This is a genomic window from Psychromonas sp. SR45-3 (assembly GCF_014163575.1).
Taxonomy (GTDB): domain Bacteria; phylum Pseudomonadota; class Gammaproteobacteria; order Enterobacterales; family Psychromonadaceae; genus Psychromonas; species Psychromonas arctica.
The window spans coordinates 109,097-121,958 of the sequence record NZ_JACJDP010000004.1 but is presented as its reverse complement, the minus strand read 5'-3'; the positions used below and the strand labels follow the sequence as shown (position 1 = coordinate 121,958).

The 12,862-nt window shown below is 36.3% G+C and carries 10 protein-coding genes and 2 tRNA genes; 3 read left to right on the top strand and 9 right to left on the bottom strand.

Features of this window, described 5'->3' with window-relative positions; all coding sequences use genetic code 11:
- Window positions 1-277: 277 nt before the first annotated feature.
- Together H5084_RS04130 and tyrS are read right to left on the bottom strand one after the other, a co-directional pair.
- Window positions 278-982, bottom strand: coding sequence for a hypothetical protein (locus H5084_RS04130; RefSeq protein ID WP_051369255.1), 705 nt, complete (start codon window positions 980-982; stop codon window positions 278-280).
- An 11-nt stretch (window positions 983-993) separates the two neighbouring features.
- Entirely contained in the window at window positions 994-2,265 is a 1,272-nt protein-coding gene (tyrS, locus tag H5084_RS04125; RefSeq protein ID WP_182689616.1) for a tyrosine--tRNA ligase, read from the bottom strand.
- A 154-nt stretch (window positions 2,266-2,419) separates the two neighbouring features.
- Here tyrS and mtnN point away from each other — a divergent pair, with 154 nt between their 5' ends.
- Both mtnN and H5084_RS04115 read left to right on the top strand, forming a co-directional pair.
- On the top strand, window positions 2,420-3,115 hold the full coding sequence (gene mtnN / locus H5084_RS04120) for a 5'-methylthioadenosine/S-adenosylhomocysteine nucleosidase (protein ID WP_182689615.1): 696 nt from the start codon (window positions 2,420-2,422) through the stop codon (window positions 3,113-3,115).
- The gene (locus H5084_RS04115; protein WP_028870044.1) at window positions 3,115-4,101 is read left to right on the top strand and encodes a cobalamin biosynthesis protein; all 987 of its coding nucleotides are present in this window, start codon (window positions 3,115-3,117) and stop codon (window positions 4,099-4,101) included. Before mtnN ends, H5084_RS04115 begins: the two co-directional genes overlap by 1 nt.
- 534 nt (window positions 4,102-4,635) lie before the next feature.
- Here the strand turns inward: H5084_RS04115 and H5084_RS04110 are convergent.
- The 7 genes from H5084_RS04110 to H5084_RS04080 form a co-directional block, all read right to left on the bottom strand.
- Window positions 4,636-5,250, bottom strand: a complete 615-nt coding sequence (locus tag H5084_RS04110) for an FKBP-type peptidyl-prolyl cis-trans isomerase (RefSeq protein ID WP_028870043.1) — start codon at window positions 5,248-5,250, stop codon at window positions 4,636-4,638.
- A 153-nt stretch (window positions 5,251-5,403) separates the two neighbouring features.
- On the bottom strand, window positions 5,404-5,964 hold the full coding sequence (locus H5084_RS04105; protein ID WP_028870042.1) for a bifunctional adenosylcobinamide kinase/adenosylcobinamide-phosphate guanylyltransferase: 561 nt from the start codon (window positions 5,962-5,964) through the stop codon (window positions 5,404-5,406).
- A 66-nt stretch (window positions 5,965-6,030) separates the two neighbouring features.
- Window positions 6,031-6,121: transfer RNA gene (locus H5084_RS04100), tRNA-Ser, on the bottom strand.
- Between the two features lie 216 nt (window positions 6,122-6,337).
- A complete protein-coding gene (locus H5084_RS04095; RefSeq protein ID WP_259396674.1) occupies window positions 6,338-7,309 on the bottom strand; it encodes a hypothetical protein in 972 nt (323 codons plus the stop codon).
- Between the two features lie 410 nt (window positions 7,310-7,719).
- On the bottom strand, window positions 7,720-7,974 hold the full coding sequence (locus H5084_RS04090) for a DUF4282 domain-containing protein (RefSeq protein WP_028870041.1): 255 nt from the start codon (window positions 7,972-7,974) through the stop codon (window positions 7,720-7,722).
- Between the two features lie 1,011 nt (window positions 7,975-8,985).
- A tRNA-Ser gene (locus H5084_RS04085) sits at window positions 8,986-9,076 on the bottom strand.
- Window positions 9,077-9,209: 133 nt separating this feature from the next.
- Complete coding sequence (locus H5084_RS04080; protein WP_028870040.1) at window positions 9,210-9,848, bottom strand: PilZ domain-containing protein; 639 nt, start codon at window positions 9,846-9,848, stop codon at window positions 9,210-9,212.
- Window positions 9,849-10,072: 224 nt separating this feature from the next.
- On the opposite strand from H5084_RS04080, the gene leuS reads away from it, so the two are divergent.
- Window positions 10,073-12,661 (top strand): leucine--tRNA ligase, encoded by a 2,589-nt coding sequence (gene leuS, locus H5084_RS04075; RefSeq protein ID WP_182689614.1) that lies wholly within the window; start codon window positions 10,073-10,075, stop codon window positions 12,659-12,661.
- Window positions 12,662-12,862 lie beyond the last annotated feature (201 nt).

Sequence of the window (12,862 nt, the reverse complement as noted above, 5' to 3'; positions counted from 1 at the left end):
CTGGAAAAGGAAAATGTTGAGGCAAGTTAAGGTGGCTCTTTAGAGACATAAACATTGATTATTGTAAAAGGAATAAGACGTTAAGCATGAAGGTAGTGGCGCTATCATGATAAATAGTGATGCTATCTACTATGATTGAGCTTAGAAAAAGCAAAAAAAAACCTGAAAATAATTCAGGCTTTTTATAGGTAATCTACTCATTAAATTAACCAGTAAATTACACAGTACTTATCATTTAAGATACTGTTTAACTAATTTATAACTTATGGTTTAGTTTTTAAAAAGCAAAAGTAACGTTAGCGGTAAACTCTTCATCATCATTAGCACTTAAACTAACACCAAATGTATCAGACAATTGTGCACCGGCATCAATAGTTGCAGTCCACTGGTTAAAATTAACGCCCTTCATGCCGTGCGCATAAGTAGGTGTAATACCAACCCAAAAACGGCGGTCAAAGCTATAACGGGTTGTCGCATCAAATTTTACATAGGTGGTGTCTTGCATGTGGTTTGCCCACATAAAACCCACACTTATTTTAGGATAAAAATTTAAACGATTATTTAAGTAACCAAGCTTAGCAAACACGCCGGCAGAGGTATCATTCACATCATCATAATTTGTATGGTCTATACGAATATCTTTATCCCATGTGCTATCAAAAGTAACACCTGATTTAGAGGCAGAATTTAACAACAGATAATTCACTTCATAAAAATCAAAATCTTGTTTGGCTGCAACGGTAAAGCTGTGTTTATAAACACCACTTAAATAACCTCCGTATGTAGCTGATAAATCAATACCTTCATTACCACCACCAATACTCGCATTGGAGTAAACCGCGGTCGGGTCACTCATATCAACCCAAGTATCAGTATTATCAGCTGCGATCGCTGATAAAGAAAATGCACTAACTAATGAGCCGATTGATATTTTCACAAAAGCCTGTTTAATATTCTTTTTTGAATCGCTTTTAAAGTTCATATTATTCACTTTTATTTCCAGATAAATAAGTTAAATAAACGCTTACCACGTTTTATTAATGTGTAACGAGCAAATAAAGCATCTATTTTTCCAATAGTTGCTTCTGTATCGGTGACTTTGTCACCATTAACCATTACAGCACCATTATTAACAAATTCGCGGGCCATTTTATTCGATGCCGCTAATTCACAACTTGTTAATAATTCAACAATAGAAGCACTGTCTGTTGCCACTTCAGTTGCTGGTAGTCCATCCTGCGCTAATTGCGCTAAATCAGACTCGCTTAAACTGCTTAAGTTCCCAGAAAATAATGCTTCGGTAATACGCTCAGCCGATGCTAATCCTTCTTCACCATGCACTAAACGTGTTACTTCACGCGCTAAAATAGCTTGGCCCTGTGGACGACCTTTGATTGTTTTATCTGTCTCTTCTATTGCTGCAATCTCTTCAATCGATAAGAAAGTAAAGTAGCGTAAAAATTTGTAAACATCAGCATCTAGGGTGGTGATCCAGAATTGGAAAAATGCATATGGAGACGTTTTAGTTGGGTCTAACCAAATAGTACCAGACTCAGTCTTACCGAACTTAGTGCCGTCTGCTTTAGTCACTAATGGCATAGTAATACCAAACACTTTTTCTTGATTCATACGACGAGTTAAGTCGATACCGCCGGTAATATTACCCCATTGGTCAGAACCACCTATTTGTAAGGTACAGGCTTTTTCTTTATTCAATGCTGCAAAATCATAAGATTGTAATAACATGTAGCTGAATTCAGTAAATGAAATACCTGCACCTTCACGGTCAATACGCTGCTTTACAGATTCTTTTTGGATCATCGCATTAACACTAAAGTGTTTACCCACATCACGTAAAAACGAGATGCTATCCATTTTACCAATCCAATCTAGATTGTTAACGACTTCAGCCGCATTCTCTTGCTCACCAAATTCAATAAAAGCACTGACTTGCTTTTTAATTGAATCAACCCAGTTACCAACAATCTCGTCACTGTTTAATTTACGCTCTGCCGCTTTAAAGCTTGGGTCACCTATTAAACCGGTTGCACCACCTACTAAAGCTAACGGTTTGTGCCCTGCTTGCTGGAAACGTTTAAGGATTAATAGAGGCACTAAGCTACCAATGTGTAAACTATCAGCAGTAGGATCAAAGCCACAATACAAAGTACGACTCGCACTGGATAGATGTTCATGTAGTTCTTCGTCTGCGGTTGTTTGGGCAATTAGGCCACGCGCTTTTAAATCTTCGAGTAAGGCATTCATTTACTTTTTCCTAGTTTGCTAGTTTACTGCTGATAATATAAATAATTATGCGAGATTTTACACAGTTCGTCGCCACAAAAAAACCTTAGAGTGAAGATATAGCAAACAATATGTTAGCATTACCTTTTTATTAAGATAACAAAGAGAAAATCATATGAAAATAGGCATTATTGGGGCAATGGATGAAGAAGTTAGCATCCTAAAATCTGCGATGAATAACGTAATCACCACAAAAGTCGCTGGTTGTGAATTTTACCAAGGTGACCTTAACGGCAAACAAGTTATTTTAACAAAATCAGGGATTGGTAAAGTAGCCGCAGCGGTAGCCACTACTTTATTATTAGAGAAATTTTCGCCAGATACTGTCATTAATACAGGCTCAGCAGGTGGTTTTGATCCTGCTTTAAATGTAGGCGACATCGTCATTTCAACAGAAGTACGTTTTCATGATGTAGACTTAACGGCTTTTGGTTACGAAATCGGACAAATGGCACAATTACCTGCCGCTTTTGAAGCAACACCTGCATTAATTGATGTAGCAGAACAAGCCGCGAACACGTTACCTGGTTTGAATATTATTAAAGGGTTAATTTGTACCGGTGATATTTTTATGGCCGACCCGACCAAAGCTGAGATTGCCCGTACTAATTTCCCTACAATGGCCGCTTGTGAAATGGAAGCCGCTGCGATTGCACAGGTTTGTTTCCAATTCTCAGTACCTTTTGTAATCATCCGTTCATTGTCTGACATAGCAGGTAAAAAATCAGAATTATCTTTTGAAGAGTTTTTACCCGTTGCCGCTAAAAACGCCTCTACATTAGTAGAAGCCATTGTAGATAGATTGAATTAATGGAAACCGCTTTAGCGCTATTTGAACAACACAGCATTTACTTCAGCTTTATTTTTGCTGCGCTGTGTTCGTTTTTCTTTTCACTGCCTACCGACCTTAATCCACTTTCGGCTTTTTCACTTATTTTTCAAGAGATAGGTAAGAAAGTGAATCTACCGGAACGCAATGATGGGTATAAGCGCTTAGCGAGTTTATTGGCATTTTCTATCATTTTTTTCCCCATTGTATTGATCATAAGTCAGCTATATTTAGTGGTTTATAAACCTTTTATTATCGACTTTGTTGTGATCTATGTGCTGTTATCTTGGCATGATAAAATACAAATTTATCAAAGCATTAGTCAAAATTTACAAAGTAATAACTTAGCTAGAGCAAAGTTATTACTAGCGCAACTTACTTTACGTGATACCAAACCGCTTTCGCTATTAGGCGTTTACAAAGCGATGATTGAATCTTTGGTATTACGTCTTGCTAATGGTTGGTTTGGTGTTATTTTTTGGTACTTAGCAAGCGGTATTTACGGCGCATTATTTTACCAATTACTCACAATATGCGCTCAGCAATGGAATTGTAAATTAGCTCAATTCAAAGTACTTGGGCAAATACCTTCTGTTATCACCACATTATTACAGATGCCCGTACATCTATTATTAAGTTTTACGTTTCCTCTCTACGATAGACCATTAACCGGAATCGTCACTAAGTTTAAACAAAGCTCAGATTGGCATCACTTCTCCTCTGGGTTGTTACTTAGTAGTTTTGCACTTAGTATTCAAACGCAATTAGGCGGGGTAAGGATCTATGAAACAGATAAAATTACATTTACTAAACTAGGTCATAATAACGCTCAAAACAGCACACCTGATTTAGAGACACTATCATTGGCAGCACAGCGCTTAAGTTTGAGTGCGTGGTTCTGGCTGCTCTGCATAACAGGCTATGAATTTTTACCACAATTGCTTGATTATTTTAGCGGCGGGTATTAACAGTCACTAACCTAAAGTAAACACAAAATAATGGATGAGTTGGTGATGGACAATCACTAAACTTAATCAATTTCAAGCATGTTAACTTGCAGCAATTAACGGACGTATTAATGTAAATTTTTTTCTAGCGGTATAAGAATTTAAGTTTTTCTATCGGCATAAGTATATAAAAAGCAGCGTTTAGTGATTAGGAAAACAGAAATATTTAACGAGGTAGAATGTTATAAGTACTTTGATCGTTCCCCAATTAAATTATGCCATTTCGATAAAGAGCAACTCATTTTTCCTGTTCATATTAGTTCATATACTAATTTCAAGGCGTAAATTAAGCTAAATGGCTGTTCCCTTTGCGAAAGTTACAACAAAGCAATAAGTTATTTTAACAAGTAAAATAGATCCGCTAATTAATATGATTGGTATGATGCCCAAAGTATAAAATTCTCCTATAAAAAAACCCTTAGCGGATAACCGATAAGGGCTTTTCTGATTCAGCTAGCAGAGCATGCTAGTAGAATAATACTATCGAGCAATTAATTATTTGATTGCTAATAATTCAACTTCAAATACTAATGTTGCATGCGGACCGATTGCAGCACCTGCGCCACGTTCGCCGTATGCTAAATCTGCAGGGATAGCTAGTTTCATTTTGCCACCAGGAGACATTAACTGTAGTGCTTCAGTCCAACCAGCGATTACGCCACCAACTGGGAATTCAGCAGGTTGACCACGTTCAACTGAACTGTCAAATACTGTACCGTCGATTAAAGAACCGTGGTAATGAACGCTTACTGTAGAGTCTGCAGTAGCTTTCTCGCCTTCGCCTTCTGCAATAACTTCATATTGAAGACCAGATTCAGTTACTACAACACCTTCTTTCTTTGCGTTTTCAGCTAGGAATGCTTCGCCAGCTGCGCCTAATACTTTAGCTTGCTCTGCCGCTGCTGCTTGCATACGTGCAGAAATCACTTGGAAAGCTGCTTGTAGATCTTCTTGAGAAACTTTACTTTCTGCGCCAGCAAAAGCATCAGCAATACCAGCAGAAACTGCTGAAATTTCTAGGCCTTCAAAAGGATTTGAAGCAAGTTGCTCGCCCATTTGTAAACCAATACCGTAACTTGCTTGTTGCTCTTGAGTAGTATAATCAGACATATTTTTTCTCTTAATATTATGAATTTTTGGGTTTCCCCATTCTGGTTAATTAATTATATGGGGAGCAATACTAAGATTTAAAGGGAAAAGTTAAAAAAAGTTAATTTTATTTTAAAAAAAAGCTAAATCGATTATTGAATGAACCTTTTTCAATTATTTAAGTGTTTGGGTGATACCTGCCGTTAATAAATAAACATGATCTGATGAGGCTGCAACTTGTTGGTTAAGCTCTCCCAATTTATCCGCATAACGTCTTTGTAAAGTTGTAGCACCGATTAAACCACAGCCAACTTCACCAGTGACAATAATAATGCTGCATTTAGCTGTCTCTAAAAATGCTAATAATTTTAATTGTTGCTGTTCAAAATTATTCAGGTTTTGTTGCAATGTACTATCAGCCGATAAATACCACCCTACCCACGTTGATAGACATTCAATCAAGACCACATGTTCTGAGGAATTAAGTTCAGTTAACACATCTAATAAATCAGTTTTCTGATAGTCTAATTCATAAGTTGCGATTGATTGTGTAAAACGAGATTGACGGCTTTGTTGGTGTTTCTTAATCCGTGAAATAGTTTCTTCACCAAAGGCAACACTGGTGGCGATGTAAGCAGGTTTTAATGAGGGTTGTTGCGTGATTATCTTATTGAGGAGGTTTTCAGCGGCATCACTTTTACCACTTCGTACGCCACCAATAAATAAATTAATCATAGCTACCTCGTTTGATTTTAATCTGTAACGAAAAAAGGCTTCTCATATGAGAAGCCTTCTTAAATGTGGCGGAGGAGGAGAGATTTGAACTCTCGGAGAGCTATTAACCCTCGCTGGTTTTCAAGACCAGTGCATTCAGCCGCTCTGCCACCCCTCCGCAGAACGAAATGAATAATATAGTAAAATAATTCGAGTGTAAAATAATTGAGCCTTAAAAAAGGTTAACTGTCGAATAAACCAACAGTATTAATAAATTATCCTCTATTAAGCCCTTTATCCATGAGAAAAAACAGCCATGATACTTTTGTGAGAATGCAGTTCGGAAAAATAGTGGTCACACTAGATGATTTAGGGCTGTAATTTATTACTCAACTCACTCTTCTATTTTTACAGATTCATCTTTTACAGGCTCATTTTTCCCATCGCTTTCAATTGCTTCAGTTTTAATTATTTTCTCTTTCTTAACGTTATCGAGTTGAATCATGTAATAGTTGCGCCCTATTCCATTGAATTCTTCATCAGTAAAAATAACCGTATTATTATCAAAAAATGTAACCGCTTCTTTTTGAGTAACGATTCCTAAATTTATTTTATAGGCATCACCTGAGAAAAAGTCATCACCTTGCCAATTTTCAAATAACCACAACCGCTCTGAATCCAATAAAATTAACTTAGTTCTATCAGGGCTCAATGCAGCGGACGTTATCCAGCAAAGCTCCTCTAAAGTCGTGCAAGTATTAAAGTTACTAATAAATTCGGCTTCATAGTTATCGGCATGGTCCCCTATCCGATATAAATTTGTATCACCATCGAAAGGTTTAGTGCGATTTTTTGAAAACATATAAAGATGTTTTTTGTAAAAGACAAAGGCTTCAAAATCAAAGTTTTTCTCTGAGGCTTTAGGGGGGTAATGTAATTGTTTTGGAAAGGTAAACTTAATGATTTCAGCTTCAGTCTCAGTGCCTTTAATATCAATAGGGCTTTCAATTTTATAAATAGTAAACCATTTTCGTATATTGTCATTGTTACCAAAATCGCCAATAAAAAAATGGCCAAAATCATCTTGAGTCATATCTTCCCAATCTAGATTTTTAGCATTAGTAATAGTAATACTTCGACTGACGCTGCCATCTTTTTCTATTTGATGTAATTGCGCAGTATTATCCCCGTCATTAATCCCCCACAAATTGCCATTTTTATCATATTCAATACCAGATATCTCTTTAAGTGAAATATCTAACGTGCCCACTTTCGAACTATAAAGCTGCTGAGTAGCGATCGTCGCCAGTATGACGACAATAATAATACTGACGAAAGCAATTGAATAAATAGATTTTTTTATCATTAAATACCTTACACAAGTAAATTAACTGACTAGAAGGATTAACTAAAAGGAGATACCTAAAGCGAAATAATTAAAAAAGCATAACGAATAAGTGCAATTACATTAGGCCTACTTTCTAAATTTCACACTGAAAAGTCATTTAATATAAATCGGAAATAGATATTTAAAAAAATTAAGCGACTGAATTAAAAGGTCTAAAGCAACAAAAAAACACTCTAGAGGACAAAATAGCACGTTGATTATATATGGTTCAATGTTAAAAATGCTAATTAGGTTTAACCAGGCTAAAATATTCTTACTCAATTAAGCTCAAGTAAATAGTATTCTGCATTTAATAATTTAACGAAACAAAGAAGGACGTTTAAAGGTGTCGATAAGCGACACCTATTTAGATCTGTTACTGGTTTTGCTTACTTATTAGCAATTTTCTGTAAGTTTTCGTGAATTTTAAATAAGACAATCAGTAATTCACACCAAATTCGTGCGCCAACAGCCCCGCCAACCATATATAGCATCCCCATTAGAAAAGTAAAAAATGTTAAACCTGAGTAACCACTAAACATAGTGATAACACCAGTGATGACTGCTGACAATAAAAGTAGCCAATATATAAATGTAATTATTTTAGGTGTTAGCATTGAATCAAAGAAAAATATATCTTTCACAGGTAAATCCTTTTTAATTAACTCCTGTCTATTTAGGTCAGGCTATGGAGTTATTATAAGCCCAATATTGATGATCTTATAAAACATCACTTTAACCAAGAAAAGCAGGGAAAGTTGATGATTTAAAAGCATTTATATATTACTTAACTTTAATATTAAGGCAATAAAATAATCACACAAAAATAAATTAAATAATTAATAATGAGTATTTAAAGTCGTAAACAGTTCATTAACACAGTTGAAAACAATGCAGAAATTATATTTTCACAATTAAGATTACTAGATGATCATTTTAATGAAGATGGTGCAGGAAAGAATTGAAATTTTTAATTGTTTGAAAATTTTATATTTAAAAAGCAAAAAAACACTTACAGTCATTGTTAGCTTTTTTCTCAATGTGGAAGATGGTGCTGGAAAGATTTGAACTTTTTAATTGTTAGAAATTTTATATTTATAAAACAAAAAACCACTTACAGTCATTGTTAGCTTTTTCTCAATGTGGAAGATGATGCTGGAGAGATTTGAACTTTTTAATTGTTAGAAATTTTATATTTAAAAAGTAAAAAACCACTTACAGTCATTGTTAGCTTTTTTCTCAATGTGGAAGATGGTGCTGGAGAGATTTGAACTTTTTAATTGTTAGAAATTTTATATTTATAAAACAAAAAACCACTTACAGTCATTGTTAGCTTTTTTCTCAATGTGGAATATGATGCTGGAGAGATTTGAACTTTTTAATTGTTAGAAATTTTATATTTATAAAACAAAAAACCACTTACAGTCATTGTTAGCTTTTTTCTCAATGTGGAAGATGATGCTGGAGAGATTTGAACTTTTTAATTGTTAGAAATTTTATATTTATAAAGCAAAAAGCCACTTACAGTCATTGTTAGATTTTTTCTCAATGTGGAAGATGATGCTGGAGAGATTTGAACTTTTTAATTGTTAGAAATTTTATATTTATAAAGCAAAAAGCCACTTACAGTAAACTGTAAGTGGCTTTTCTTAATGTGGCGGAGGAGGAGAGATTTGAACTCTCGGAGAGCTATTAACCCTCGCTGGTTTTCAAGACCAGTGCATTCAGCCGCTCTGCCACCCCTCCGCAGAACGAGGTGAATAATACAGAACTAGCCTCACTGTTGTAAAGTTTATTTTGACAAAAAAAAACTGCTTGGCGAATAATCGAACAAACAGTTTAAATAAACAACATTAAGACTAAATTTCAAACAAAACAATTACTTAAATCGACTTATATGCGCTTCAGGATGTTGTTCCGCATGACATTCGAATAAGTATTCAGTTAATGAAGATAGCACGGAATCGTCTGTTCCTTTGCCCAATGAATAAGCGACAGTATGCTGATCAATACGGCGTATTTGCGAACCACAAATAGGGAGGCGTTCACGGTCTGGTAATTGTAAATACAGATTATTGAGGACTTCGGGTAATGCAGCATTTTCATTATCTTCAATTAATAAGGAAATACCAGACGCTGATAAGTCTTTAACATGATAAGGCAACAGTTCACCGGCCTCATTAACAATACTCATCGTTTTATCAGCAGCTAAACGCCAAGAACGAAGATGTTCACCTGTTTCGTAAATTTTTGGTGATTTTAATGACATACTGAAATTAGTGAAATCCCCCATTTCCATTTGCACTGGAAAAACAAGGTGGTGATCACCGTAATTTGCTACTAATTGCAAATCATCTGCTAACCCAAGCTGAAACAATAGGGCTTCTTTGCCACCAGATTGACCAGAAATATCGTACTTATGTTCTTTACCATTCATGATTTCAGTTTCAAGCAACATTTCAGATAGCAGCTCGAACTCTTGATCGTTAACTAGTAACTCTTGATGTAATTTAGCCACGTGGCCTCCATGTTTAATGTCGGGGAAATCCTTAACTATATAACCTTACGACAATTTTCAGAAATTATGATCAATTAATTGTCATATTTGACCGTTCTTGTTCTCATTAATTCATTTTTTTTAAAAAAATCAGCTTCATTCTTCATAAATATTGTTGCCAAGCGCCTGCTCCTGTATCCTAACGCACCATTATCATTCCATTTTTGATTGCAGGCAGACTGAATATGCAAGAATTATACAACCCTAAAGAAATTGAAGCGAAATTCCAAAAGCATTGGGATGACAATCAATCATTTAAAGCGACAGAAGATCCATCAAAAGAAAAATATTACTGCCTCTCAATGTTTCCATACCCAAGCGGCAAGTTACACATGGGACATGTGCGTAATTATACCATAGGTGATGTAGTTTCTCGCTTCCAACGTATGCAAGGAAAAAATGTAATGCAACCAATGGGTTGGGATGCATTTGGTTTACCAGCAGAGAACGCAGCGCTAAAAAACAATACTGCACCAGCAGGTTGGACCTATGAAAACATTGCTTACATGAAAACACAGCTTAAACAGCTAGGTTTTGGTTATGACTGGAGTCGCGAATTAGCAACATGCCAACCCGAATATTACCGTTGGGAACAGTGGTTTTTCACTAAGTTATTAGAAAAAGACTTAGTGTATAAAAAAATGGCTACGGTTAACTGGGATCCTGTTGACCAGACTGTATTAGCCAATGAACAAGTGATTGACGGACGCGGCTGGCGCTCAGGAGCTGTTGTTGAACAAAAACAAATTCCACAATGGTTTATAAAAATTACTGCTTACGCACAAGAATTATTAGACGATTTAGATCAACTAGACGAATGGCCTGAGCAAGTACGTACTATGCAACGTAACTGGATTGGCCGCTCAGAAGGTATTGAGATGGACTTTAAAGTGGCAAACAGTGATCAAACCTTCTCTGTTTATACTACTCGTCCAGATACTGTTATGGGGGTAACTTACGTTGCTGTCGCTGCGCAGCACCCACTAGCACTAGAAGCTGCAAAATCTAACCCGACATTAGCAGCATTTTGTGAAAGCTGTAAAAACGTTAAATTAGCGGAAGCTGAATTAGCAACGATGCCTAAAGAAGGTGTCGATACGGGCTTGAAAGCAATCCATCCGATCACTGGACAAGAAGTTCCTATTTGGACGGCTAACTTTGTATTAATGGGTTACGGCTCTGGTGCGGTTATGTCTGTACCGGCTCATGACCAACGCGATTACGAGTTTGCAAAAGAGTACGGTTTAGATATTAAAGCAGTGATTAAACCTGCTGATGCTGACGTTGATGTTTCAACTGAAGCGTTTACTGATAAAGGCGTTTGTTTTAACTCTGGCGACTTCACTGCTTTAGAAGGTTTAGACTTTGATGCTGCATTCGACGCAGTAGAAGCGCGATTAACAAGTGAAAATAAAGGTAAGCGTCAGGTTAACTTCCGTCTTCGTGACTGGGGTGTTTCACGTCAACGTTACTGGGGCGCACCAATCCCAACATTAACGCTTGAAGATGGTACGGTTGTGCCTGTGCCTGAAGATCAGTTACCGGTTATCTTACCTGAAGATGTCACCATGAACGGCATTGTTTCACCTATCAAAGCTGACCTTGAGTGGGCTAAAACAACGTATAACGGTCAACCTGCAACACACGAAACAGATACGTTTGATACGTTCATGGAATCAAGCTGGTATTACGCACGCTATTGTTCCCCGCAAAGTGACGATAAAATGTTAGATCCCGCTAAAGCGAATTACTGGTTACCGGTAGATCAATACATCGGTGGTATTGAGCACGCTATTTTACATCTTTTATACTCACGTTTTTTCCATAAATTATTACGTGATTTTGGATTGGTAGATTGTGATGAACCTTACAAAAAATTACTGACTCAAGGTATGGTATTAGCAGATGCTTATTACTATGAAGATGAAAAAGGTGGCAAAGTTTGGGTTTCTCCAACGGAAGCCATCACAGAAACAGATGCAAAAGGCAAAGTAATATCAGCTAAAACAGCTGACGGTCAAACGCTTATTTATGATGGCATGAGCAAAATGTCTAAATCAAAAAATAACGGTATTGACCCACAGGTGATGATTGATAAATACGGCGCAGACAGTGTGCGTTTGTTTATGATGTTTGCAGCGCCTGCAGAGCAGACACTAGAATGGTCTGATTCAGCTTTAGAAGGCTCATTACGTTTCCTTAAACGCTTATGGAGATTAGCATTTGAGCATGTCGCATTAGGTGAAGTAGCAACGTTAGATATCAAAGCATTCAATAATGATCAAAAAACTTTACGTCGTGAGTTGCATAAAACTATTGCTAAAGTAAGTGATGATGTAGGTCGTCGCCAAACCTTTAATACAGCGATTGCCGCAGTGATGGAGTTGATGAATAAATTGACTAAAGCACCAACTGAGGCTGCACAAGATCGTGCTATTTTACAAGAAGCATTAGTTGCAGTGACGAAAATGTTATCACCTATCACGCCGCATATTTGTGCTGAATTGTTTACTTTATTAGGTTCTGAAGACGATATTTTATCTGCACCATGGCCAACGGTTGATGAATCGGCACTTGTTGAAGAATCAAAACTGATTGTTGTACAGGTAAATGGCAAACTACGTGCAAAGTTAACTGTCGCTGCTGATGCAACGCAAGCAGACGTTGAAGCACTTGCTAATACAGATGAAAATGTGAGTAAATTTACTGAAGGCAAAACCGTACGTAAAGTTATCTATGTACCAGGTAAACTACTTAACATTGTTGCAAATTAATCGTTGCTAATTAATCATTGCTAACTAGCTGTTAATAAGTAGAATTAATGAGTAATTAACGTTAAAAAGTAATATTTTAATAGCGAGCGTTACTCATTTATTTTAACAAACCCCTCACTTTATTTAATTAGATTGAGGGGTTTGTTATTAAATACAATAGCAAACCTCGTTTGTTCTCTAACCTCAATTAAATGCTATCAA

Excerpts from the sequence above, each read along its gene's own strand:
- H5084_RS04130 (WP_051369255.1), bottom strand. The coding sequence starts at position 982 with ATGAACTTTAAAAGCGATTCAAAAAAGAATATTAAACAGGCTTTTGTG.
- tyrS (WP_182689616.1), bottom strand. The coding sequence starts at position 2,265 with ATGAATGCCTTACTCGAAGATTTAAAAGCGCGTGGCCTAATTGCCCAA.
- mtnN (WP_182689615.1), top strand. The coding sequence starts at position 2,420 with ATGAAAATAGGCATTATTGGGGCAATGGATGAAGAAGTTAGCATCCTA.
- H5084_RS04115 (WP_028870044.1), top strand. The coding sequence starts at position 3,115 with ATGGAAACCGCTTTAGCGCTATTTGAACAACACAGCATTTACTTCAGC.
- H5084_RS04110 (WP_028870043.1), bottom strand. The coding sequence starts at position 5,250 with ATGTCTGATTATACTACTCAAGAGCAACAAGCAAGTTACGGTATTGGT.
- H5084_RS04105 (WP_028870042.1), bottom strand. The coding sequence starts at position 5,964 with ATGATTAATTTATTTATTGGTGGCGTACGAAGTGGTAAAAGTGATGCC.
- H5084_RS04095 (WP_259396674.1), bottom strand. The coding sequence starts at position 7,309 with ATGATAAAAAAATCTATTTATTCAATTGCTTTCGTCAGTATTATTATT.
- leuS (WP_182689614.1), top strand. The coding sequence starts at position 10,073 with ATGCAAGAATTATACAACCCTAAAGAAATTGAAGCGAAATTCCAAAAG.